This is a genomic window from Acinetobacter sp. YH12040 (assembly GCF_013420005.1).
Lineage (GTDB): Bacteria > Pseudomonadota > Gammaproteobacteria > Pseudomonadales > Moraxellaceae > Acinetobacter > Acinetobacter amyesii.
Map to the genome: position 1 here is coordinate 12,447 of NZ_VOZB01000006.1, position 23,427 is coordinate 35,873.

Consider the following 23,427-nt stretch of genomic DNA (forward strand, 5'->3'; position numbering starts at 1 on the left):
CGAATGTGTATTCGGCTTTTTTTTTGCGTAAATTTTGATACGGCCTAAAAATAAACCTTGTGTTGCCAACAAAAAAATTGAACAAGCGATATAATCTTCACGTTTTAATTCAAATGAATCAGCTTGCATGTCACTGTTATTCACCATCTGCGCGCTACATTTTGTTGCGCAGTTGAGTCCAGGTCCAGACGTATTATTAATTGCTAAAAGTGCTGCATCAACAACCCGTGCAAATACCTTAAAAATTATTGCGGGGATCTCTGTCGGGATTGTGGTATGGGTCGTTTTAACCTTATTGGGCTTTACGGTTCTGGTTGAGCAATTTCCATGGATACAACAAGTTTTAATGGCTGTTGGTGGATTTTTCTTGGCGAAAATGGGTTGGGCGATGTTTAGTGGTGGGCTTAAAAGTTTAAATCAAACAGCCAATTTAGAAGATGGGCAGGCCTTAAGTCAGCAGAAAACTGAAAATTATTTTTTATTAGGTTTATTTACAAATTTAGCCAATCCGAAAACATTGATTTATTTTAGTAGTGTGTTCTCACTGGCGTTGAGTTCATCAGCCAGTAGTAACCTCAAAGCACAGCTTGCTGTCATCATTCCGATTCAGACCTTTATTGTGTTTAGTCTGTTTATGATGATTATGTCTTTGCCTAAAATTAAAGCACTCTACCAACGTTCGGGTAGTTATATTGATGTGGTTTCAGGGGCGTTATTTTTAATTTTTGCGATTTGGCTGTGGTTCGACGCAATTAGAATGTTCAATCTTCAATAGCTGCAAACATATTGCTGTCAGCAAAGCGAAAGCCAAGTATTAGAACTTGGCTTTTTTTATGTGCCAATTTTATTGCTCTGGATTGGTTTGATCTTGGTCTTTGGATGGTGCTGTATTTGATGGATCTTGTGCAACATCGGTGGTTTCAGCATGATCACGATAGCGGTTTGGCTTGAGGGTGGTTTCGGTATTTTCAGAACCTTTGTATGATCGGCTACGATTGGCGCGTTCACGTAAACCGCCTTTTTTAATTAACTGCACCATCGTCTAGAACCTCATTGCTATTGTCATAGTTTAAAGAATTTTCCTCGTGAAGATAAGTGAGCAGGGCAACGCAAGCGCATAAAAAAGCCTGAAATCATTCAGGCTTTCATCATTTTAACTTCTCGCTTTGAATGACTTTAAAGCAACTGGATAATAGTGCTTAGATTTAGCTTGGCTAAATTTCACACATTGCCAGCCTGTTCATAGGGCTGTATTTGGCTGTTGTAAAAAAAGCTTAATTTTTACCATCTTGCTTGAGTACTTCAAAGATGTTGAGTTGGGTTGTCGCTTCGGTATCGTGCTGTTGCAAATACACTTGGACACTCTTAAATAGAATGGCAACAGCCAAACAACTGAGTATGCAAAATATCCAAAAGCCATATGGGCTACGGATATTATGCGAGCCACATTCGGAACATTCTTTATCGCTTGAAGCCAATACTTTATTGCAACAAGCACAGTGATATTGATAGTGCATTGCTTTTCTCCATTTAGTCGAATTTGACCAACATTCTTGTTGTTATTGTCAACCATCAATCCGTGATGATTATTTTATCTTAATGTGCAAATAAGCTGTTGTACAAGTTTTAAACGGTTTGTTTTGCTCATTATTGTGTAAGTGAAAAGCGTCATAGAGTTAAATATTTGATTTATAAATAATTTATAAATGAAACAAGACATGAATTTTCAGTCATAAAAAAAGCCAGTTCGAAAACTGGCTTTTGCTGTTCTGTTTAAACTGAATTATTGACCCGAACGGATGATGTAATCAAAAGCAGACAATGAAGCTTTCGCGCCTTCACCTGTCGCAATGATGATTTGTTTGTACGGTACTGTTGTACAGTCACCTGCAGCAAATACACCTTTTACATTGGTTTCGTTGCGCTCGTTAATTACGATCTCACCACGGTTTGAAAGTTCAACTGCTGTTTCTTTTAAGAAATCAGTGTTTGGTAACAAACCGATTTGTACAAAGATACCAGCCAATTCAATCGTTTTGATTTCATCTGTTGCACGGTCTTTATAGTTCAGTGCAGTCACTTGTGAACCATCACCGACCACTTCTGTAGACAATGCATTCATGATCACAGTGGTATTCGGTAAGCTGTTTAACTTGTCTTGAAGGACTTGGTCAGCACGAAGCTTAGTATCAAACTCAACTAGCGTTACATGTTCCACAATACCTGCAAGGTCAATCGCCGCTTCGACACCTGAGTTACCACCACCGATCACTGCAACACGTTTACCTTTAAACAATGGACCGTCACAGTGTGGACAGTATGCAACACCACGAGTACGGTATTCTTGTTCACCCGGAACGTTCATTTCTCTCCAGCGTGCACCTGTTGAAAGAATCACTGTTTTAGATTCAAGTTTTGCACCATTCTCTAAAGTCACTTCAACCAAGCCATTGGCTGTTTCATCTGCACCTTTGATGTCAGATACACGTTGCAAGTTCATGATGTCCACACCGTACTCACGTACATGTGCTTCCATTTCAGCAGCAAACTTAGGACCTTGAGTCTTTTGAATCGACGTGAAGTTTTCGATGTCCATGGTATCCATGACCTGACCGCCCATGCGTTCAGCTACGATACCGGTTTTGATACCTTTACGTGCTGCATAGATTGCAGAAGTATTACCTGCAGGGCCACCACCAATTATAAGGACATCAAAGGCTTCTTTGGCATTTAGCTTTTCAGCATCTTTTGCAGCAGAGTTGGTGTCTAATTTAGCAATGATTTCTTCCAAAGTCATACGACCTTGACCGATGTGATTGCCGTCTTGGAATACCATTGGTACAGCCATGATTTTGCGTTCTTCCACTTCGTCTTGGAAGAATGCACCATCAATCATGGTTGCAGTTGTACCCGGGTTGTAAATTGCGATCAAGTTAAGTGCTTGAACCACATCAGGACAGTTATGGCAGCTGAGTGATACAAACACATCAAAGTCAGTTTTAAGACCTAGACCTTTGATGGTATTCAGTACTTCGTCAGAAACTTTCGGTGCATAACCTGAAGTTTGTAGCAAAGCTAGAATCAAAGACGTGAACTCGTGGCCCATCGGTAGACCTGCGAAGAATACACGTGGTGTTTCACCTGCTTTTGCAATACCAAAGCTTGGCGCACGGCTGTTGTTACCGTCAAAACGTGCAGTCACTAAATCAGATAAAGCAGCAACTTCAGTCACCAATTCTTTAATTTTGTCTGATTTGTCCGTGCCGTTTAAAGTCGCGACGATTTCAATCGGGCCTTCAAGGCGTTCAAGTAAGGTTTTTAATTGAGCAGAAGTATTTTGATCTAACATTGCTAACGTCTCCAGAGGAGTAAATTTATTTGATGAGAGAATGATAGAACAAACCATTAAATAGGTGAAACGGTTTGTTTTTATAAAATTAATCGGTTTTACAAATCAAGTGATTAAATTTCTTTCTAAATAATAAGAATATACCGATGTGAATGTAGTCAATATTGGGCCACTATCGAGAAATACAAGTTAAATAGTGGAAAAATAAACGAATTCATCGCGCTTTAAGCGAGAGAATGCTAGAGTCAACGCAATTGTATTGAGAACTTTTTAAGGAAATGACATGCAGGTTAAGAAAGGGATTTATCAGCATTATAAAGGTCAGTTGTATCAAGTCTTTCATGTTGCAACACATAGTGAAACGCGTGAAAAAGTTGTGGTCTATCAGTGCTTGTATGACGACTATTCCATGTGGGTTAGACCCTTAGAGATGTTTATGGAAACCATTGAAATTGATGGTGAAGTAATTCCACGTTTTAAGCTGATCCAAGAAACCCACTAAGTAGATATTTAGTACTTCAATTTATAAATATGAAAGAAATAACAAAAGGACAGAATCATGACCATGGATGCAAATTTTAAAAACTATATGCAACAACTCTATGCAGACTTTAGTGCTCACGATGCTGCTCAAAATCACCGACTTGCGCGTTACCGAAATATTGAGCCTGAGTCTGCACTGTTTTTAGCTATGCAAATTCGCTTAAAACAAGCCAAACAGATCTTGGAAATTGGAACATCTACAGGCTATTCCACGCTGTGGTTGGCGGATGCTGCGCAGTCTACACAAGGGCGAGTCGAAACCATCGAAATTGATGCAGCGCGTATCAAGCAAGCCAAACAGCATGCGGCAAATTTAAGCTTAGCTGAATACATTGAATTTCATCATGGCGATGCACTGCATTTTTTACAGCATTCAAATCGTCGTTATGACTTCATTTTATTAGATGCAGAACGTGATGCGTATGTGGCGTATTGGTCATATTTAGCTGAATTAATACAAGTTCAAAATGGCGTGTTAATCGTGGACAATGTGCTGTCACATGCCGATGAGGTCGCTGAATTTATCCAACGTGTTGAAGCGGATGATCGTTTTATCAGTACGACATTAAATGTGGGCGCAGGGCTCTTTATGGTGATTTGGCGCAACTAAAAATCAGGGCATTCAGCCCTGATTTGATCGAATTTTTTTTTAATTAGTAAAAATACTGTTGCTATAGCGCTGAGCTTGTAGCGGTTTAACCCTGTAAGCTTACTCGTGAAAAATGTAGATCATATTCTAAATATTTGTGGACAAATGCCGTTTTATCACTACATCGAAGTAAATTATCATAAATAAAAGGTGAAACTGGATAAAAGAGATCCCCAGAACCATTCGCATAAAATATTTTTAAGTAACGTGAAGAAGAACTGTATTTCCAAGAAGTTACAACAGTTGTTGTCATAAGCCACCCCCTTATTGCGTTGTTATAGTCATACTGCAGTTAAAGGTTTATCTCATTTGAAATTAAGACAAATTTAGGGCGTGGAGTATTGCAGAATTGTTAAAAAATAATGTTTTATCTCACATTTTTTTCATTTCTTTATCAACTAATTTGATAAAAAAAATGCCAGTTCAAATAAATGCCATAAGTGTAATTCTCCCATATTAGTGTAAGGAGAGTTAAAAACTACGGCATTGTTCTGATTTATTGCCTTTGACTTGGTTGTTGCTGCCATTAATTGAAAAAGCATTTTCAAGACAAATCAAATTACCTGCGATTTCATTATTATTTAGAACAATATTGCCATTATTTTTCTTTAATTTGAGGTCGCCTGAAATTTGGTTATTGAGGAGTTGGATGTTTTTCCCCATTGTAAAATCGACATTGCCATTGATATTGTTATGATTGGCAATGATCTTGGTAAAATTTTTATTCGATTCAATATTGCCTTTGATGTGGTTGTCATGCAGTTCAACACTGGCACCATTTTCTAAAATAACATTGCCATGAACAATTAAACCTTCAAGCTGACAATTTTTTTTGACTTTAATATCTTCACGAATACTTTGGTTTTTAATTTCACCTTCGCAGTTCACGGCAGCAAAAGTTGTAAACGAACATAAAATTAAACTGATCGAGACGAAATATTTTTTCATGGGCTTACATCTTCCTGAAATAAGCAATTGACCTAAAATTCATGTTAAAAATACTGAAATACTGGCAAAGATGTAAGCCTAGACAATCGGGTTTGCGGCGCATTTTTATTATATTTGTGTAAGCTCTAACTTGATGAATATCTACAGATATGTGGAAAGTGCTAGAGCGTTAAAGTTGTGTGAATAAAGTGTGAACTACGTAGGGTGCAAAGAGGTACTTGCTCGCCAATAATAGGCACAAAAAAACCACGCTAAAAGCGTGGTTTTTGAATCAGTTCAATCTAATACAGATTAGATTTTACCAACTAGGTCGATTGAAGGAGCAAGAGTTGCGTCGCCTTCTTTCCATTTAGCTGGGCAAACTTCGCCTGGGTGAGCGTGTACGTATTGAGCTGCTTTAACTTTACGAAGAAGTTCTTGAGCATCACGACCGATACCACCAGCGTTGATTTCAACGATTTGGATTTTACCTTCTGGATCGATAACGAAAGTACCACGATCAGCAAGACCGTCAGCTTCGATTAATACGTCAAAGTTTTTAGCAAGAGTCCAGTTCGCATCACCAACCATTACGTATTGGATTTTTTTGATTTCTTCTGAAGAATCGTGCCAAGCTTTGTGAGTGAAATGAGTGTCAGTAGAAACTGAGTAGATTTCAACACCTAGTTTTTGGAATTCTGCATAGTTGTCAGCAAGGTCACCAAGTTCAGTTGGGCAAACGAAAGTGAAGTCAGCTGGGTAGAAGAATACAACAGACCATTTACCTTTAAGATCAGCTTCAGTTACTTCGATGAATTGACCATTTTGGAATGCTTGTGCTTTAAACGGTTTAACTTCAGTATTAATTAAGCTCATCATTGTCTCCATGATTGAGGTTTGTTTTTGATTTCCAATAGGGTACAGAAATTTTTCTTATTGCTGAAATAGTATTTTTACATAACTAATATCGGAAAATCCGAATTAGTACACTCCAGAACTATTTCAGCAATAACGATTATTTATCATTATTTCATTCGATATAAGCCATATCAATGCCATATAAAGTTGAAAGTAAAATGACAAAATCATCTTTTTAAAATCTGTAACCAACATGATGCTTGTGGCATAAGATTTCAAGGGTGATCTCTAAAAAAGTTATAAAAAATATTTCAAATTATAGAATTTGTTCATATAAGATGGCATGAACATAAAATGACTCCAGATTTGATCAGGTGCTTAGTCAATTTTTTCGTATCATTGCCATTCTCAGTCTTGCACTTGCATCACTATGTATTCTTAAAGTTGAAGACACAGGTACAAATTTATGTATCTATGAATACTTGCAACCTCAAAAAGCGACCTATTTTAATGAACTATTAGGAACTTCATCAGATGATCCTACGCTATTGAGTACCATGGGAATCGTTGGAATCTTCTTTTTTTTCCCACTGTTGCTATCATTTAGACGTGCTTGGTATGTGGTTATATTATGGCTATATGCGATTTTTCAATTCATCATCATTTTAATGATAGAAACTGCTTCAATTTCAAAAATTATCTATGACAGTATTGTTTATTGTCATAATGGTTGGTTGTTCGCATGGGTGATCGGGCAGAGTATATTTATTGTTTTTAGTATCATTTATATTTTCTATGGGACTGAAAACTAATGGATAAAGCATCCAAATGGATAAGCTTGAGTTGCCTATTCTAGTCAGCATGTGGCAATTATTGGTTATTGGCCGCAATTTTAGTTTTTTATCATTTTATTCTGTTCGGCTTTACCTATTGGTTTCAGGCACGCAAAAAATAGATTCATCTTTCACTATTTTTACATACAGCGTAAAATATTCGGTTCTATTTTTAATTATTAGGATAATGCATCTGTGCCAAGTCAGTTAAATGTCGATCAATTGGTCATGGTTCGTGATCGCCATCGCTTAAGTCGGCTGAAAAAAGGCAAAGAAGCCAATCCTGAAAAATTTCAAGATTTGTTTGAAAAGTCGAATGCGAAAGTGCGCGAACGGATTGCCCGCATTCCCAATATTAAATTAAATCAAGACTTACCTGTTACGCAGTATGCGGACAAACTAATTGAAGCTATTCAAAAGCATCAAGTGATTATTGTGGCAGGTGAAACGGGTTCGGGTAAAACCACACAGTTGCCTCAAATTGCCATGCTTGCAGGTCGTGGTTTAACGGGTTTGATTGGTCATACTCAACCCCGTCGACTGGCTGCCCGTAGCGTTTCGCAACGTATTGCAGAAGAAGTGGGAGAAAAGCTAGGGGAGTCGATCTCCTTTAAGGTTCGTTTCAATGAACAAGGTTCACAAGATTCCATCGTTCGGTTAATGACCGATGGTATTTTATTGGCTGAACTGGCCAATGACCGATTCTTAAATAAATATGACACGATTATTATCGATGAAGCGCATGAACGTTCGCTGAATATCGACTTCATTATGGGCTATCTCAAACAGCTCTTGCCTCGTCGTAAAGATCTCAAAGTCATTATTACCTCCGCGACATTAGACGTAAACCGCTTCTCGAATTACTTTAATGGGGCCCCCATTTTTGAAGTCGAAGGTCGAAGCTTTCCGGTAGAACTCCGTTATCGTCCGATTTCAGAGCTGAGTATTGTCGGTAGTGATGACGATGAATTTGACGATTTTGAAGAAAATTTACCCCGTGCTGTGGTTTCAGCCGTAGAAGAATGTTTTCAAGATGCGCAGGAAAAAGGTCATCCTGAACATGCCGACATTTTGATTTTTGCCAGCACTGAACAAGAAATACGTGAGTTACAGGAAACACTGCAAAAGTTTGGGCCAAAACATACCGAAGTTTTACCTTTATATGCTCGATTGGCTTTGGCAGAACAACAAAAGATCTTTAATCCATCGGGTGGTGGGCGACGTATTATTATTGCCACCAACGTGGCAGAAACGGCTTTAACTGTACCGAATATTCGCTACGTAATTGATAGTGGCTTTGCACGGATATCCCGTTATAACTATCGCTCACGTGTACAGCGTCTACCAATTGAGGCTGTATCACAGGCGGCAGCAAATCAGCGTAAAGGTCGTTGTGGTCGGATTGCACCGGGTGTGTGTATTAGACTGTATTCAGAAGAAGACTTTATGAGTCGTCCTGAATTTACCGAACCGGAGATTAAACGAACCAACTTGGCCTCGGTTATTTTGCAAATGCAAAGTTTGGGCTTTGGTGAATTAGAAGACTTCGATTTTATTGAGCCGCCAGATCATCGTTTGGTGAATGATGGTCGTAAGCTGTTAATTGAATTAGGTGCTTTAAAAGAAAAATCGGCGTATGCACCGCAAGTTGCTTCGGAAAACCAAGCAAAACAAGGCACAAAACATGCGAATAATAAAAATGGTGCTTTAACCAAAATTGGTCAGCAAATGGCGAAAATGCCGATCGACCCACGTCTTGCAAGGATGATTTTGGGTGGAGCGCATTTTGGTGTATTAAATGAAGTCTTGATTATTGTCGCTGCTTTAGCGGTACAAGATCCACGTGAACGTCCTGCGGATAAACAAATGCAGGCCGATCAGAAACATGCTTTGTTCCGTGAAGCTGACTCGGATTTCTTGTTCTATATCAAATTATGGGAAGCTTTGGTTGCTAACCGTGACATGAGTGAGAATAAGCGTCGAACCTTTGCACGCAACCATTTCCTTAGTTGGTTACGCCTCCGTGAGTGGAAAAAAACCCATGAGCAATTGGTGGATTTGGCTCAGGGCTTAAAACTGTCCTTTAATGAAAAGAAGGCCAATTATGAAAATCTGCACCGTGCGTTATTAACGGGTTTACTTTCATTTATTGCCAACAAAACCGATGAACGCAATGTATTCATGGCAGTGCGTCAACAAAAGGCACGCATTTTCCCTGCATCAACTTTGCATAAAACCAATACACCTTGGGTCATGGCTTTTGAGATGGTGGAAACCTCTCAGGTATATCTTCGTACATTGGCGAAAATTGAACCTGAATGGATTTTATTGGCTGCAGGCGATTTATTGAAGCATCATTATTTTGAGCCGCATTGGTCGAAAAAAACTGGTGTGGTGAATGCTTATGATCAAATTTCTTTATTTGGTTTGATTATTGAGCCACGTCGTCAGATTAATTATGAAAAAGTGGATCATCCGGCGGCGCATGAAATTTTCCTACGTGATGCGTTGACGACGGGACATTTGGGTATTACGCCGCCGTTCTTAAAACACAATTTATTAAAACTCGAAGAAGTTGAGCGTGTTGAAGATAAACTGCGTCGTCGTGATTTGGTGGTGGATGAAGAAACCATCTACCAATTTTATGCTGCAAAAGTGCCTGAAGAGGTGGCAAGTCGTCGTAGTTTTGAAGACTGGCGTGCAACTGTAGAACCGAAAAATCCACGGCATTTATTTATCGATGATGATGCGCTTTGGATGAATGACCGTCCAACGACCCAGCAATTTCCAGACTACCTACGTAATGGTGAACTGCGTTTGGCTGCAAGTTATCGTTTTGACCCAAGTCATGATGAAGATGGTGCAACGGTCAAAATTCCAGTTCAAGCTTTGCCGCAAGTGGATGAAAATATTTGGTCATGGGGCATACCCGGTTGGCGACAAGACCTGATTGAAGCTTTACTTAAAGCACTGCCTAAGGATAAACGCCGTCACTTGGTGCCAATACCAGATACGGCTCGTAAATTAATGGATCGTGTCGATGCCGTGCATTTGCGCGAGCATATTTTTAGTTTCTTGGCGTTCCAACTGCGTGGTGAGCAAATCACAGATAAGGACTTTTCTTGGGAACGTGTTGAGCAATATCTGCTGCCTTTAATCAAAGTCATTGATGAAAAAGGCCGTGTGATTGAGCAAGGTCGTGATCTAGATGAACTCAAAGCACGCTGTCGTACGGAAACTCATAGCCCAGTCAAACAGTTAAAAGGTGAGTTTAAAACCTTCCCTGATAATTTTGTGTTCGAAGCATCACAAAAAGTCACGGGTGTGGTGGTGAAACAATACCAAGCGCTTGTTCCAGTCAAAGGCTTTGCAGAGTTGGATGCCAAAGACGAATCTGGTGTGGTGATTCAGACTTTCAATGACCAATTTGAAGCAGTCAAACAACACCGCGAAGGGATCATTCGTTTGGTTCATATGCAGTTGGGTGACTTAGTTCGTCAGTTGAAAAAACAGATTTCTAAACCCTTGGCATTGGCTTATTCACCGCTAAGTGACAAAGCCAAACTAGAGCAAATGTTAGTTTATGCCACACTTCAGCTTGCAATAAATGAGTTACCTGTCAATGTGCAGGAGTACCAAAACCTGATTTTAAATGTAAAGAAATCTTTCTTAACCCATGGGCAACAAGCATTAGCCGTTTTAACTGAAACCTATATTCAATGGCAGGATATACGTCGGAAATTGTTGGTTTTAGATGATTCTGTGTTTGGAAAGAACATTGATGACATTGAAGATCAACTCGATTTGATGCAACTTTCAGATTTTGTTTATGGCAAAACTTCCGATGTGTGGCTCGAATTTCCAAGATATTTGAAGGCATTAGTCTTGCGTTTAGACCGCTTGCCAAATAACCTACAAAGGGACAATTCTGCCATTGATCAAGTTGACCCATGGATGGAAAAATTATTTAAGTTTAAAAATGACACTCGCCTTAAAGAATTGTATTTCATGGTTGAGGAGTTACGCATCTCTATTTTCTCTCAACCAATGAAGACCAAGATGCCAATTTCTCCATCCCGCTTGCAAAAAGTATGGGATAAGCTCGGAATCAGTTAAGATATAGGTAATTTCTAAAAGGAGTTTTACATGGGCATCCGCATTACGGGTACAGGTCTTTATCATCCAGAAGACGTAATTACTAACGAAGAGTTAGTTGAAGCTTTAAATGCTTATGTGGAACAGTACAACAGTGATAATGCTGAAAAAATTGAAGCCGGTGAGCTAGAAGCGCGCCGTGGTTCAAGTGCAGAATTTATCGAAAAAGCATCTGGCGTGAAAGCACGTTATGTTGCTGAAAAAAGCGGTATTTTAGATCCAAAACGTTTACGCCCAGTGCTACATGAACGTCCAAATGATGAAATTTCGCTACAAGCGGAATGGGGCGTAGCTGCTGCAAAGCAAGCGATGGAAAATGCGGGTGTGACTGCTGAAGACATCGATGTTGTGATCTTGTCATGCTCTAACATTCAACGTGCATATCCAGCCGTTTCAATTGAAATTCAAACTGCGTTGGGTATTCAGGGTTATGCCTATGACATGAACGTTGCATGTTCAGCTGCAACTTTTGGTATCAAGCAAGCCTATGACGCGATCAAATCAGGCGCTCGTCGTGTGTTATTGGTGAACGTTGAGATCACATCTGGTCATACAGATTTCCGTATGCGTGACTGCCACTTCATCTTTGGTGACGTTGCAACGGCTTCGATCATTGAAGAAACTGAAACCAAAGCTGGTTTTGAAGTGTTGGATATTGACCTGTTTACTCAGTTCTCAAACAACATTCGTAACAACTTCGGTTACTTAAATATGAGTGAAGTCGATGCTGACATCGACAACAACCGTTTCCGTCAAGACGGTCGTAAAGTATTTAAAGAAGTGTGTCCATTAGTGGCGAAAATGATCACTAAGCAATTGGATGACAATAAAATTGCGGCAACAGATGTAAAACGCTTCTGGTTACACCAAGCAAATGCCAGCATGAATGAATTGATTCTGAAACTGGTTGTGGGTAAAGAACATGCTCAGCCAGACCTTGTGCCAATCATTCTTGATGAATTTGCCAATACTTCATCAGCAGGTGTCATTATTGCATTGCACCGTACTGCGAATGAAGTAAACCATGGCGAATATGGCGTACTTTGCTCATTTGGTGCAGGCTACTCAGTAGGTTCTGTACTTGTTCAAAAACATGATGCTGCCTAAGGTCAGCACATTTGCAGGTTGAACATGATGCAAAATGGATAAAGCGTTTAAGCGCTTTATCCCGCATGTATTTCACGCCGACCTTTTTTGGCGCTGAATATATTGATGCATCAAAACCTGCAATGTATGTAGGGAATCATACAATTTACGGTGTACTCGATTCACCGTTGATTATTGATTATCTCTACAATGAACATAAAGTGGCTGTGGTCAGTATCGCTGATCATAGCCATTTTTATTTGCCCGGTTGGCGTGGCATGGTCAAAAAGTTCGGTGCAGTCCAAGGTATTCAGGACTATGTCAGAACAGTGATGCAACAAGGTTATTCCATTTTAGTTTTTCCCGGTGGTGGTCGAGAGGTTTTGAAGCGAAAAGGCGAAGCCTATCAACTGATTTGGAAGCAACGTTATGGCTTTTTAAAACTGGCGCAAGAATTTAATTATGACATTGTGCCTTTTGCTGCTTTAGGTGGAGATGAAGTCTTTGAACTGGGTTTTGATGCCAGTGTGATTGTTGAACATCGTTGGTTTAAACAACTATTAAAAATACAAAAACTCGATAAATTATTACGTCATGGTGATGTGATTCCGTCTTTACCCAAACGTATTATCCCCAAGCGCATTCCATTCTATTTTCAATTTTTACCCCGTCAAAGTTTGAGTCATATTCAGAGTGTGGAGGATTTAAAGCTCTATCGAGAGGCACTACAACAAGATATTTACACTGCGATAGAACAGCTTAAGAAAATCCGTTCAGAACAACATTCTACAGATCAATAATAGTGACTACTCTTCAACTTCATCCATTTTTATTCGTCACAGCTCAAAATCATGGTGAATTTTGTCACAACAATAGCTTTTAGATTTTTTATTGAACGCCTTTGTATTGACCTTTTGTACTGCTATTTGGCTGATTAATGGCAGTAGTCGGAGTATTAAACTTTGACTATAGTGAAGGTTGAAAAATAATCAACGATCGTTAGGGCGGAAGATGGAAAAGAAAAGCTTGACCCCGCAGCTTGAGCATATTGCTCGGCAACTTATTCGAATATCTCCAAGTTTAAAGCAGTTGTATCAAGAGCAAATGGAACTTGCTACAGCACTCAATTCACAAAATATCTTTAAAATTGAACAAGAGCAGCACCGCATTCAACTGTGTAATGGACTGTGGACCTTACAGCTACAAAGTCGTGAATCGATTGGCTATCAGTTTCCTAGAAGTCCATTTAGACCCATCAAAATTGTTGAATTGCATTCGACCGTGCCATGTATTGAAGTAGTAGAAGATTTCTTATTTCATGAATTATATTTTTTTACTGGCGACCTAAAGCCGCAACATTCACTCTTGCTCAGAGAAAAAGCACAGCAATTTAGACAATTGATCTTACAGTCGATTTTTCAACATCTAAATGGGCCAGCGCGTGTTCAACAGTTTTTAGCACAGATGACAGCAGTTGAAGCGCAAATTTTTGATCAGCTGATGCAAGAGCAGCAGATTTATCAGACACCGCTATTACAAACCTATATCGAATGCCAAATTTGTCTACCACATTGGTTGATGCAAAAGATTGAGCAGATGTTTGCGCTTCATTCACTTACAGAAGCTGAAATATTGCCGATACAGCTCTTGATGGATAGTTTGGACGAGATTTGTTTTGCTACAGCACAATTTTTAGATCCAACGATTTACCGGATCATGAGTTTGAGTTATGAAGATCGGTTCAATTTACAAGAATTAAATGAACATATAGAAGATATTATTTTGTTGCTCGACCATGCATATGAGCGTCCCAATTTGTTGGGTTTTATTCGTTTGATGCATCGGGATGTTTGGGCAGAGCAGGACATATTAAGCCATAGCAATTTTGTGCAAGCCACAGCAATTTGGCAAAAAAAATGTGGAAAACTCCCTTTACTCGACAACAACCGTGCAGTGCGATGGATGTTCAAGCAGTCAGCCGAAGTATTGGATTGGCTGAGTCGTAATTTTCAACACAGTAATGTACGAGTGGCTGTGACGGCATTAAGTTTTGTCGATACGCAGCATATTCATCCCGCATTGATTCTTGCGACCTTACAACATTTTCAATTTGTTGCAGCGCGCTTATTTATTCAAAATTGCCATACGATTGCGCATGAACATGATTGGTTTAATCATGAAAAAAATCTACAGTTTGTTTTACACCAAAAATATCAGCAGCATGATGATCATCGTGTAGTGATCAGCCCATCGATTTTGTATTTAGATGAATGGTTGATCTTAATGCGACAGGTTTTGGGTGCAGAGGATCAGGCTATAAAAAAAGTCTATCTACCCTTGAGCCGTATTATGCAGGCCTATCTGCAGCATTTAGTACGTTGTACGCAGCATTTACCGCAGGCTTTGATGGATTATATCCGTCCAGAAACCCAAGAAAATCGCCAATTTTTAAGTGTTTTACGACAACATAAAATTCAACTGCAGGATTTTCGAAATTTATTTTATTTAAAGCATGCTAATTTAAGAGTATCTGTATTTGATGCATATGTGCGTGACTATGTTAGTGCGACTTATTCTACAGGTGATACAGTCCCTAAAAATATTACCTGGAATGGGGTCTTTCATCAGGCGGTGTATTGGCATGCCAAGCAACAAAAGCAAGAAGTGTTAACTCAATTAAAGCGTAAATTTGAGACAACAGTCTGGCAGCCATTTACAACAGAAGACAAAATCTATTTTCAAGATTGGGTCTTTGAAGAGTTAAAAACCATCGATCGAATTATTGATGAATCTATTCAGTTTAAACATTGTTTGGCATCAAGTTATAGCGCCAGTATCATTGCAAGAGTATATGTAGCTTTTCATATGTACCATCCCATTTTGCATGTATCGATGACTTTGGGCTGTCATGTGCAAAACCACATTTTGGTTTTTGATCAACTCGAGTATTCAAATAATACCCAAGCAGAAATAGAAAAAGTAAATATCGCCAAAGAATTTTTAAATAGGTTCAATAGCTTAAAGTGAGATTGGCGAAATATGGATTTAGTAAACTGTGTTGTGCGCTTAACTTTTGAGTCAAAAATCGTTAGGCTATAGCCGTTCTTTTACGGTATAGGTCTTATGAAACAAGAAACTGCACTCAAGCTGCTCAAAGCAGGCGAAAATGTGTTTTTAACAGGTTCGGCTGGTGCAGGTAAAACTTATACTTTAAATCAGTACATCAATTATCTAAAAGCGCGCAAAGTGCCGGTGGCAATTACGGCTTCTACAGGGATTGCTGCAACCCATATGAATGGCATGACAATTCATACATGGGCAGGGATTGGGATTAAAGATGCGATTTCCGAAGATGAGTTAAAGCGCTTAAAAGAACGTAAATATTTAAAAGAGCATTTGGAAAATGCCCAAGTTTTAATCATCGATGAAATTTCGATGTTGCATGCCAAGCAATTAAACTTGGTGAATAAAGTTTTAAAATTTTTTAAAGACAGTGAAGATGCTTTTGGGGGGATTCAAGTCATTGTTGCAGGCGACTTCTTCCAGTTACCCCCTGTGGGACGCAAAGGTGAATTAAACCGTGACAAGTTTTGCTTTATGTCTGAGGCATGGGTAGAAGCGAAGTTTCGCGTGTGTTATTTGACCGAACAACATCGTCAGGGTAATGACTATCTCAATGATATTCTAAATGCGATTCGTGCTCAGCAAATTACTGGCGATCATTTGCATGCTTTAAGGCAGACAAGTTCACAAAATATAGGTGAAACCTTTACGCGCTTGTATACCCATAATATGGATGTAGATAGTATTAACTATAAACATCTAAATGAAATTGAGCAAGAATCTCGCCAGTTTGAAGCCCAATGTGATGGTAATGATAAACTGATCGAAACCTTAAAATCTTCAGTGCGTGCGCCGGAAACTTTGACCTTAAAGAAAAATGCCAAAGTGATGTTTGTAAAAAACAACTTTGACGTGGGCTATATCAATGGCAGCCTCGGTGAAGTGATAGGTTTTGAAGAAGATGATGAATATGGCATCTTGCCTAAAGTAAAACTTACGGACGGCACGACCTTGGTGGTAGAACCTGAAACATGGTCTGTCGATAATGATGATGGTAAAACCATTGCCAGTTTCCAACAAATTCCACTGCGTTTGGCCTGGGCGATCACCATTCACAAATCTCAAGGGATGACCCTTGCAGCGGCTGAAATTAACTTGACGCATACTTTTGAGAAAGGTCAGGGTTATGTGGCATTGTCGCGTTTAAAAACATTAGATGGTTTGCGTTTACTTGGTTTTAATGAACAAGCTTTAGAACTCGACAGTTTGGCGATTAAAGCCGATCGACGTTTTCAGGAACTCTCTGATGAAGCGGAAACCAATTTTGCAGAGGCTGATTTAACCGTTCAACATAAAGCCTTTATTCGTCATTGTGGTGGAACGCTGAATGAAGTGGAAATTGAGCGCAATGAAAAGAAAATTGCCAAAACTGGTGCGAAACAAAGCTTTGCCACAGCGACTTTAGATCAAACTCGTGAATTGTTTGAGGAAGGTTATGAAATTCAAGATATTGCAGTGGAGCGTGGTTTAACACCTGCTACGATTATTAATCATTTGGCTCGTCTGCAAAAAGAGCAAGGTTTAGATATATCGGTGGCACATCCGGGAGAAGACGTGGTTGAGCAGGTGCGTAAAATTTATAAACGTTTGGCGAAACGACAAGACCCAGCACATTATAACGATGATGGTACTATTAAGCTGCGCCCAATTGTGGAGTTGACCAGTCCACGCATGGGATATGACCAAGTTCGTTTGGCTTTATTATTTGTGGAATAACACATTCTTTGGATTACATACATTTAAAGCCAGATTGATCAATCTGGCTTTTTTAATAAGGGGCATCGTGTTTATTTTCATCCTTTGCATCTGCTTAAAAACGATGAATTGGTGGTTAAAGTTCCAAATAAAACTTTAAATGAATAAAACTTAATAAAATAATGATAAGGTGAGTATAATTCATTAATGCTTTGCGAAAACTATTCGATTGCAAAGTTGCTTCCAAGTTTAGTTGAGAACAATCATGTTGGAATTACGCCATCTCAAAACCTTATTGGCACTCAGAGAACACGGTTCTTTGGTCGCTGCATCTAATGATTTGTGTTTAACACCTTCTGCACTTTCACACCAGTTGAAAGAGCTCGATCATTGGTATGGGGTAGAGGTTGTGAACCGACGCACACGTCCTGTTACTTTTTCGAATGTTGGGCAACGTTTACTACGCCTTGCCGATGATATTTTGCCGCAAGTTCAAATTGCGCAATCGGACATTACACGTATTGTGCATGGTCAAACCGGCCGAATTATTTTTTCTTCAGAATGTCATAGTTGCTTTGATTGGCTCATGCCGCTATTGAATGTCTACCGTCAGCAATACCCCGATGTAGATTTGGACTTTGCCTCTGGCTTTGAAGCCAATCCGCATGAACTATTACAAACGGGTGAGTTTGATCTTCTGATTACGGCAGATCCGATCAATTTAAAAGGTGTGGAATATTTCCCAATCTTTGAATATGAATCTCGTTTGGTATTATCCAATACACATCCATTGGTTCGTGCGACAAATGTGACTGTTCAAGAATTAGCAGAAGAAACGCTCATAACTTATCCGGTTGATAAACATCGTTTAGATATCATGGCGAAATTATTTTTACCGGCCAATATTCAGCCTAAACACGTCCGTACCACAGATTTGACCCAGATGCTGATTCAGTTGGTTGCAAGCGGTCGTGGTATCGCGGCGTTGCCTGATTGGGTCGTGAATGAATATGAGCAAAAAGGTTGGGTGACCTCTCGACGTTTAGATTGTGTTTCACCTGAAGGTTTAAGACGAACTTTGTACGCCGGTTATCGTACCGAAGAGGCTGAAAAAAGCTATTTTGAAGGCTTCCTAAAACAGTTGGCGAAATTCTCACAAAAACGCAATCAATATTATTCCAACTAAGGAGGAGCTATGACTCAGAGTCTTTTTGTATACGGGACATGACGTCTAGGTCAGCCCAATGCTCATGTGATGGAGCGTATTGGTGGCGAGTGGAAGAAAGGTGTGGTTTGGGGTGAGCTAGAACATAAAGGCTGGGGTGCAGCGATGGGCAGTCCGGGCATTCGTTTATCGAAGGCAGGTCAGGCGATTGAATGCTATGTTTTTATCTCTGAAAACTTAGCCGCACATTGGGGGCTTTAGATGAATTTGAAGGTGCTGAATATCAACGTGAGGCTGTAGATGTGCAATTGGAAGGCGGAGAATGGATGCAGAGTGAAATTTACGCGTTGAAATAATATCTAGGGGGAGAGTCGTGAAATACGTGGGTCATCCATACATCATGATTTCCCCAACCTTCGAAATGTGTATCGATGATTCCACTTGCTCTGTTGTTTCCTTGAGTGCATTTTCTTTTAAAGCGCAGTATCTCAATGAGTTGTATCTAAAGTGCATGAATGCACAGATATCACTTTAAGATCGCTATACAAGTGAATGAATAATTTCTAGAATTGAGCTGTATCTCACACTGAAACCTGTTTGAGCTCAATCATGCCGAATACTATAGAACCCTCACCAACTCAACTCATGTCTGTGATTCAAACGCAGACAGCAATTGCCAAACTGGGTTTAGATCTAAATGCAGTGATGACCGTAGTTGCAGAACAGGCGCAGCAGATTACACATGCAAAAGGTGCAGTTGTAGAGTTGGCTGAAGATGGTGATATGGTCTATCGTGCAGTGTCTGGTGGGGCGAGCCATTTACTAGGTTTAAGACTACATATTGAAAATAGTTTATCGGGTCTATGTATAGCGCAAAAACAAACACTGTATTGCCAAGATTCGGAAACAGATGCACGGGTAGATCGCGTGGCATGTCAACGTGTTGGATTGCGTTCGATGGCAGTAGTGCCATTGATTCATTGTGATGAAGGTGTCGGTGTTTTAAAGATTTACTCTGACCAAGTCGATGCCTTTCAGGAAGCTGATTTACATATATTGAGTTTGATGTCTGAGTTGATCGCTGCGGCGATGTACCATGCGACGCGTTTCGGTGCGACAGAGCTATATAAATTGGCGACGCAAGATAGCTTAACAGGCTTAGCTAATCGGGCTTTGTTTGTCGACTTTTTACGCCAAGGGATAGAAAAAGCACGTGCGCAGAAAAAAGTACTGGGTATCTTGATGATTGATATGGATGGTCTGAAGCCGATTAATGATCAGTTTGGACATCGCATTGGGGATGCTGCACTGAAAGAAATTGCACAGCGCATTTTGCGTGAAACACGTCAAGATGACTTGGTTGCACGCTTGGGTGGTGATGAATTTGCTGTGATCTTAACCAATATTGCCAACTTAGAACGTGCGCAAACGGCAATGAATCGAATCGCAGAAAGTTGCGGACTACCGTTTGCATTTGAGCAAATGAGTTTGAAAATTGGTGCCAGTATAGGCATGGCTTTATTTCCAGAAGATGCCGAATCCATCGATCAATTGGTCGAAATGGCTGATTTAAAAATGTACGCCAATAAGCGTGAACGGAAACAAATCAATCCTGAATAACTCACTGCCTAAATATCTCACTGCTTAAATAATTCACTCATAGTTATGCAGGTAAATTCGTTCACTACCTTCATATTATCTAAAGTATCGCAAAACGTTTTGATGAAAACTTGTCCTGTCTCAAACAAATGCAGATGAAATGACTAAGTATCGTTGTTTAATTTAAATCAAAGTGCGCTTAGCATGTGACGGTGCAAGATGATTAAATAATTGAAAAATCATCTAAGGTCATTTGTTTTTTGACTCAAAATAATATTTTGAATTGTTAAGCTGTGCACTATTGCATGGCGAAAAGAGCATGACAATTCAATGAAAGGGATGTCAAAAGATTTATTCATTATTGCGGCAGGTTTTATTGCTGCAATGCATATCGGGAAACTACCGCCCGCAATACCTGTATTACAACAGCAACTCGGCATTAGCTTTATTCAGTCTGGTTTATTGCTCTCACTAGTACAGGGTGCAGGAATGTGCTTTGCATTGTTGATTGGTAGTTATATCCAAAAAATTGGATTTAAACTGTGTATCTTATTGGGCTTAAGTCTATTGACGATAGCAAGTGCATGGGGGAGCTTTGTACAAAGCTTTGATGTCTTGTTGCTACTGCGTGTCATAGAAGGATTTGGATTCTTATTGGTGACACTCACAGGGCCTGCATTTATCCGTCAGCTTGTACCGCTACAGCACATCAGCGCAAAGATGGGACTGTGGAGTGCTTATATGGGCGGAGGTATGGGGATAGCATTATTGGTTGCGCCATTTCTAATTGCTCAATATGGTTGGAGTGTGGTTTGGCTCAGTTTCGCTATGATTACTGCAGCATTACTACTCTGTATCGCCATGTTTATTCCTCAGCCTAATGTGGCGCTGAATACAACACCTATTATTGGTCTCATTCGAGATACTCTTAAACATCCAGCAGCATGGCTTTTGGCGCTCATTTTTGGGACATATGCAGGGCAGTGGTTTGCATTGGTAGGCTTCTTACCGATGATTTATGCCCAAAACCAAATTTCAGCAGAACTGGCGGGTGCTTTAACAGCCAGCGTTGCCGTTGCCAATGCGGTGGGTACATGGGGGTGTGGACTGTTATTACAGCGTGGTTTTCAAGCTAAAACTTTAGTCCAACTGGGTTTTGCCGTCTTGATCATTTGCTCCTTAGAATTTTATCTCTTTAAAGATGCGTTACCGTTTTTATTGCAATATTTAACGGTGTTTAGTTTTTCGCTTTTTGGTGGCTTAGTTGCTGCGACGGTCTTTGCACAAGCACTGCATTTTGCACCTTATCCCGCGGCAATTAGTACGACGATCGGCATGATTTTACAATGTTCTGCCATTTCCCAATTTGTTCTGCCTCCGTTGATTGCCACCGTAGTTTCACAGACTGGAGCGTGGTTTTGGGCGGGTATCTTGATGTCAGCGTTGTCATTCGTTGGAATCATGCTTAGTCGACGTTTATTTCAAATGCAGCATGGCTCAATTTAAAATTTTATTTTATGTAAGTAACAGCCTTATTGCTTAATCCCAATCAGTAGCGACAAGATGCCTGCTGCAATGAGTGGGCCGACAGGTACACCACGCAGCATGGCAACACCTGCGACTGTCCCAATCAATAGTCCGGCAACCACATCTGGCTGATTGGACATCAGTTTGACACCACGTCCGCCTAGCCATGCGACAAAGATGCCAATGGCGATTGCGACGAGGGATTTCCAACTTAAAAAGGATTTTAAAATCGAATCACCGGGTATTTTTCCGCTAGCGATCGGCGTGAGTACGCCAATGGTTAAAATAATAATGCCAATGTTTAAGCCATATTGTTGCAGATAGGGGAAAAATTCACTTAAAGGCGTGATGCGGAAAATAATCAAGACACCTGCTGCTATGGTGATCGCTGTATTGTGGCTAAAGATGCCACAAGCCAATAACACCAATAACACGATCAGATTTAAATCCAACTGAGACATAGGATATTCGTGAGAAACTTCAATAAATAATCAATAGTGTAGCGCAGAAACATTAAAAACTGGCGTTCAAGATTATTTCCGCTATTTTTCCTGCAAGTTGGCTCGTGGTTCAGTATAAAATAGCAATATATGGTGTTTATTAGGTTGTTCTATGTTTTTGGAAAAAATGCTGCAATCACAAGGTTTTGGTTCGCGTAAATATTGCCAACAGTTGATTAAAAATGGTGCGGTCGAAATACACGGTGAGATTGTAGATAATCCAAAGCAAAAACTGGACTTGAATGATTTAACTTACAGTGTGCATGGTCAGGACTATGTCTATCGTGAGCATATCTATATTGCGTTAAATAAACCCCAAGGTTATGAATGTTCGCATCAGGCAACCCATCATTTTAGTGTTTTTGAATTATTTGATGATGTGCTGTTAAATCGTGGTTTGCAATGCGTCGGGCGACTGGATCAAGACACCACTGGACTGTTGCTGCTCACGGATGATGGTCAATATCTGCAAGCACTGACACACCCTAAAAAGCATGTTGCCAAAGTGTATTCGATGCATACCGCAGATCCTGTGACGCCTGAGCAAATGCAACAATTGCAACAAGGCGTAGAGCTGCGAAACGAAAAAGGCATTTTCGCTGCAACCGATGTGCAGCTATTGGCTTCACAGCAATTACAAATGACTGTCCATCAAGGGGTATATCATCAAGTGAAGCGGATGTTGGCGGCTGTCGGCAATAAAGTTGAAACTTTACATCGTGCTCAAATAGGACAATTAAAGCTTGATGATCTCGCTGAGGGTGAATGGATCTATTTGAATGCAGCGCAAATTGAACAATCGAAATTTCGTGAAAATCTAAATCCACAGTAATAGGTACAGGGCTTTGATACGTCATCCTGACTGAAAGGATGAATGTGCAGTATTAAAGCCCATAAATATGTCTGCTAATTATTTAAAGATGCGTTTCTAATATGCGTTGATGATGTTTTTAATGCCTAGCAGAGCATTAGCGAATAAAGTAATGATAGGTTTGAAATTCATCATCTTTAATGAAGCCCATCGATTCATAGAGTTGATGTGAGTGATAGTTATTTTTTTGAGTTTCGAGGCTGATTCGAAGCGCACCTTCATGTTGAGCAAAGAGAACCGCAGTATCGATCAATTGTTTGGCTGAACCTTGACGACGATATACAGGGCTGACATAGACATCATCTAAAATATAGTAGGTTGAACAAGCTACAGATGAAAAGCCTAAATACAGTAAGATAAACCCAGTAATGACATCATCTTTTAAGCAAATAAAAATTACGCTTTCATTATTTTCAAAACGTTGTCTTAGAAATTTATATGAGATATCAAGATTAGAAGAGGTGCCATAAAATTGGCGATATTCATCAAATAAAACAGCAAGTGGCTGAAGGTCTGCTTCTGTTGCGCGTCGAACGATCATTTTTTT

At 39.8% G+C, this 23,427-nt stretch carries 23 protein-coding genes; 15 read left to right on the forward strand and 8 right to left on the reverse strand.

Translation table 11 applies throughout. The features are described from left to right. The first annotated feature begins 127 nt into the window (after positions 1–127). Complete coding sequence (locus FTT99_RS08175; RefSeq protein WP_180007363.1) at positions 128–775, forward strand: LysE family transporter; 648 nt, start codon at positions 128–130, stop codon at positions 773–775. A 69-nt stretch (positions 776–844) separates the two neighbouring features. On the opposite strand, the gene FTT99_RS08180 is transcribed toward FTT99_RS08175, so the two are convergent. From FTT99_RS08180 to ahpF, 3 genes are all read right to left on the reverse strand, one after another. Then, positions 845–1,039, reverse strand: a complete 195-nt coding sequence (locus FTT99_RS08180; RefSeq protein WP_111885752.1) for a hypothetical protein — start codon at positions 1,037–1,039, stop codon at positions 845–847. A gap of 235 nt (positions 1,040–1,274) precedes the next feature. Then, positions 1,275–1,517 carry a hypothetical protein gene (locus FTT99_RS08185; RefSeq protein WP_078192893.1) on the reverse strand — a complete coding sequence of 81 codons (243 nt, stop codon included), beginning with the start codon at positions 1,515–1,517 and terminating at the stop codon, positions 1,275–1,277. Positions 1,518–1,783: 266 nt separating this feature from the next. After that, positions 1,784–3,349 carry an alkyl hydroperoxide reductase subunit F gene (ahpF, locus tag FTT99_RS08190; protein ID WP_180161389.1) on the reverse strand — a complete coding sequence of 522 codons (1,566 nt, stop codon included), beginning with the start codon at positions 3,347–3,349 and terminating at the stop codon, positions 1,784–1,786. A gap of 283 nt (positions 3,350–3,632) precedes the next feature. Between ahpF and FTT99_RS08195 the strand changes: the two genes are divergently transcribed. After that, positions 3,633–3,851, forward strand: coding sequence for a DUF1653 domain-containing protein (locus tag FTT99_RS08195; RefSeq protein WP_180119736.1), 219 nt, complete (start codon positions 3,633–3,635; stop codon positions 3,849–3,851). Positions 3,852–3,908: 57 nt separating this feature from the next. After that, positions 3,909–4,502, forward strand: coding sequence for an O-methyltransferase (locus tag FTT99_RS08200; protein ID WP_180129553.1), 594 nt, complete (start codon positions 3,909–3,911; stop codon positions 4,500–4,502). An 85-nt stretch (positions 4,503–4,587) separates the two neighbouring features. Here the strand turns inward: FTT99_RS08200 and FTT99_RS08205 are convergent, their stop codons facing one another. The 3 genes from FTT99_RS08205 to ahpC form a co-directional block, all read right to left on the reverse strand. After that, a complete protein-coding gene (locus FTT99_RS08205) occupies positions 4,588–4,794 on the reverse strand; it encodes a KTSC domain-containing protein (RefSeq protein ID WP_078189026.1) in 207 nt (68 codons plus the stop codon). Between the two features lie 218 nt (positions 4,795–5,012). Further along, on the reverse strand, positions 5,013–5,489 hold the full coding sequence (locus tag FTT99_RS08210; RefSeq protein WP_180129552.1) for a hypothetical protein: 477 nt from the start codon (positions 5,487–5,489) through the stop codon (positions 5,013–5,015). A 291-nt stretch (positions 5,490–5,780) separates the two neighbouring features. After that, complete coding sequence (gene ahpC / locus FTT99_RS08215; RefSeq protein WP_078193727.1) at positions 5,781–6,344, reverse strand: alkyl hydroperoxide reductase subunit C; 564 nt, start codon at positions 6,342–6,344, stop codon at positions 5,781–5,783. A 356-nt stretch (positions 6,345–6,700) separates the two neighbouring features. On the opposite strand from ahpC, the gene FTT99_RS08220 reads away from it, so the two are divergent. The 11 genes from FTT99_RS08220 (at position 6,701) to FTT99_RS08265 (ending at position 21,488) form a co-directional block, all read left to right on the forward strand. Then, positions 6,701–7,138, forward strand: coding sequence for a hypothetical protein (locus FTT99_RS08220; protein WP_180084199.1), 438 nt, complete (start codon positions 6,701–6,703; stop codon positions 7,136–7,138). A gap of 249 nt (positions 7,139–7,387) precedes the next feature. Continuing rightward, the gene (gene hrpA, locus FTT99_RS08225; protein ID WP_218954515.1) at positions 7,388–11,275 is read left to right on the forward strand and encodes an ATP-dependent RNA helicase HrpA; all 3,888 of its coding nucleotides are present in this window, start codon (positions 7,388–7,390) and stop codon (positions 11,273–11,275) included. 30 nt (positions 11,276–11,305) lie between these two features. Further along, positions 11,306–12,421: a beta-ketoacyl-ACP synthase III gene (locus FTT99_RS08230; RefSeq protein ID WP_180026928.1), complete on the forward strand. Its 1,116-nt coding sequence runs from the start codon at positions 11,306–11,308 to the stop codon at positions 12,419–12,421. Positions 12,422–12,432: 11 nt separating this feature from the next. Continuing rightward, positions 12,433–13,200 carry a 1-acyl-sn-glycerol-3-phosphate acyltransferase gene (locus FTT99_RS08235; RefSeq protein ID WP_180129550.1) on the forward strand — a complete coding sequence of 256 codons (768 nt, stop codon included), beginning with the start codon at positions 12,433–12,435 and terminating at the stop codon, positions 13,198–13,200. A 211-nt stretch (positions 13,201–13,411) separates the two neighbouring features. Next, positions 13,412–15,427: a hypothetical protein gene (locus FTT99_RS08240; protein ID WP_180129549.1), complete on the forward strand. Its 2,016-nt coding sequence runs from the start codon at positions 13,412–13,414 to the stop codon at positions 15,425–15,427. Between the two features lie 96 nt (positions 15,428–15,523). Continuing rightward, positions 15,524–17,239: an AAA family ATPase gene (locus tag FTT99_RS08245; protein ID WP_180129548.1), complete on the forward strand. Its 1,716-nt coding sequence runs from the start codon at positions 15,524–15,526 to the stop codon at positions 17,237–17,239. Between the two features lie 244 nt (positions 17,240–17,483). Further along, positions 17,484–18,404 carry a LysR family transcriptional regulator gene (locus tag FTT99_RS08250; RefSeq protein ID WP_078189020.1) on the forward strand — a complete coding sequence of 307 codons (921 nt, stop codon included), beginning with the start codon at positions 17,484–17,486 and terminating at the stop codon, positions 18,402–18,404. Between the two features lie 69 nt (positions 18,405–18,473). Then, on the forward strand, positions 18,474–18,644 hold the full coding sequence (locus FTT99_RS16615; protein ID WP_373684545.1) for a hypothetical protein: 171 nt from the start codon (positions 18,474–18,476) through the stop codon (positions 18,642–18,644). Beyond that, the gene (locus FTT99_RS16620; protein ID WP_373684544.1) at positions 18,632–18,739 is read left to right on the forward strand and encodes a gamma-glutamylcyclotransferase; all 108 of its coding nucleotides are present in this window, start codon (positions 18,632–18,634) and stop codon (positions 18,737–18,739) included. The genes FTT99_RS16615 and FTT99_RS16620 overlap by 13 nt, the downstream gene beginning before the upstream one ends. A 253-nt stretch (positions 18,740–18,992) precedes the next feature. After that, a complete protein-coding gene (locus FTT99_RS08260) occupies positions 18,993–20,003 on the forward strand; it encodes a sensor domain-containing diguanylate cyclase (RefSeq protein ID WP_180066651.1) in 1,011 nt (336 codons plus the stop codon). A gap of 309 nt (positions 20,004–20,312) precedes the next feature. Then, positions 20,313–21,488 (forward strand): CynX/NimT family MFS transporter, encoded by a 1,176-nt coding sequence (locus FTT99_RS08265; protein WP_180161392.1) that lies wholly within the window; start codon positions 20,313–20,315, stop codon positions 21,486–21,488. Positions 21,489–21,514: 26 nt separating this feature from the next. Here the strand turns inward: FTT99_RS08265 and FTT99_RS08270 are convergent, their stop codons facing one another. Further along, entirely contained in the window at positions 21,515–21,970 is a 456-nt protein-coding gene (locus FTT99_RS08270; RefSeq protein ID WP_180003104.1) for a DUF441 domain-containing protein, read from the reverse strand. A 151-nt stretch (positions 21,971–22,121) separates the two neighbouring features. Between FTT99_RS08270 and FTT99_RS08275 the strand changes: the two genes are divergently transcribed. Beyond that, the gene (locus FTT99_RS08275; RefSeq protein WP_180129547.1) at positions 22,122–22,841 is read left to right on the forward strand and encodes a pseudouridine synthase; all 720 of its coding nucleotides are present in this window, start codon (positions 22,122–22,124) and stop codon (positions 22,839–22,841) included. A 136-nt stretch (positions 22,842–22,977) separates the two neighbouring features. On the opposite strand, the gene FTT99_RS08280 is transcribed toward FTT99_RS08275, so the two are convergent. After that, on the reverse strand, positions 22,978–23,421 hold the full coding sequence (locus FTT99_RS08280) for a GNAT family N-acetyltransferase (RefSeq protein WP_180023926.1): 444 nt from the start codon (positions 23,419–23,421) through the stop codon (positions 22,978–22,980). Positions 23,422–23,427: the final 6 nt, after the last annotated feature.

Excerpts from the sequence above, each read along its gene's own strand:
- FTT99_RS08175 (WP_180007363.1), top strand. The coding sequence starts at position 128 with ATGTCACTGTTATTCACCATCTGCGCGCTACATTTTGTTGCGCAGTTG.
- FTT99_RS08180 (WP_111885752.1), bottom strand. The coding sequence starts at position 1,039 with ATGGTGCAGTTAATTAAAAAAGGCGGTTTACGTGAACGCGCCAATCGT.
- FTT99_RS08185 (WP_078192893.1), bottom strand. The coding sequence starts at position 1,517 with ATGCACTATCAATATCACTGTGCTTGTTGCAATAAAGTATTGGCTTCA.
- ahpF (WP_180161389.1), bottom strand. The coding sequence starts at position 3,349 with ATGTTAGATCAAAATACTTCTGCTCAATTAAAAACCTTACTTGAACGC.
- FTT99_RS08195 (WP_180119736.1), top strand. The coding sequence starts at position 3,633 with ATGCAGGTTAAGAAAGGGATTTATCAGCATTATAAAGGTCAGTTGTAT.
- FTT99_RS08200 (WP_180129553.1), top strand. The coding sequence starts at position 3,909 with ATGACCATGGATGCAAATTTTAAAAACTATATGCAACAACTCTATGCA.
- FTT99_RS08205 (WP_078189026.1), bottom strand. The coding sequence starts at position 4,794 with ATGACAACAACTGTTGTAACTTCTTGGAAATACAGTTCTTCTTCACGT.
- FTT99_RS08210 (WP_180129552.1), bottom strand. The coding sequence starts at position 5,489 with ATGAAAAAATATTTCGTCTCGATCAGTTTAATTTTATGTTCGTTTACA.
- ahpC (WP_078193727.1), bottom strand. The coding sequence starts at position 6,344 with ATGAGCTTAATTAATACTGAAGTTAAACCGTTTAAAGCACAAGCATTC.
- hrpA (WP_218954515.1), top strand. The coding sequence starts at position 7,388 with ATGGTTCGTGATCGCCATCGCTTAAGTCGGCTGAAAAAAGGCAAAGAA.
- FTT99_RS08230 (WP_180026928.1), top strand. The coding sequence starts at position 11,306 with ATGGGCATCCGCATTACGGGTACAGGTCTTTATCATCCAGAAGACGTA.
- FTT99_RS08240 (WP_180129549.1), top strand. The coding sequence starts at position 13,412 with ATGGAAAAGAAAAGCTTGACCCCGCAGCTTGAGCATATTGCTCGGCAA.
- FTT99_RS08245 (WP_180129548.1), top strand. The coding sequence starts at position 15,524 with ATGAAACAAGAAACTGCACTCAAGCTGCTCAAAGCAGGCGAAAATGTG.
- FTT99_RS08250 (WP_078189020.1), top strand. The coding sequence starts at position 17,484 with ATGTTGGAATTACGCCATCTCAAAACCTTATTGGCACTCAGAGAACAC.
- FTT99_RS16615 (WP_373684545.1), top strand. The coding sequence starts at position 18,474 with ATGGAGCGTATTGGTGGCGAGTGGAAGAAAGGTGTGGTTTGGGGTGAG.
- FTT99_RS08260 (WP_180066651.1), top strand. The coding sequence starts at position 18,993 with ATGCCGAATACTATAGAACCCTCACCAACTCAACTCATGTCTGTGATT.
- FTT99_RS08265 (WP_180161392.1), top strand. The coding sequence starts at position 20,313 with ATGAAAGGGATGTCAAAAGATTTATTCATTATTGCGGCAGGTTTTATT.
- FTT99_RS08270 (WP_180003104.1), bottom strand. The coding sequence starts at position 21,970 with ATGTCTCAGTTGGATTTAAATCTGATCGTGTTATTGGTGTTATTGGCT.
- FTT99_RS08275 (WP_180129547.1), top strand. The coding sequence starts at position 22,122 with ATGTTTTTGGAAAAAATGCTGCAATCACAAGGTTTTGGTTCGCGTAAA.
- FTT99_RS08280 (WP_180023926.1), bottom strand. The coding sequence starts at position 23,421 with ATGATCGTTCGACGCGCAACAGAAGCAGACCTTCAGCCACTTGCTGTT.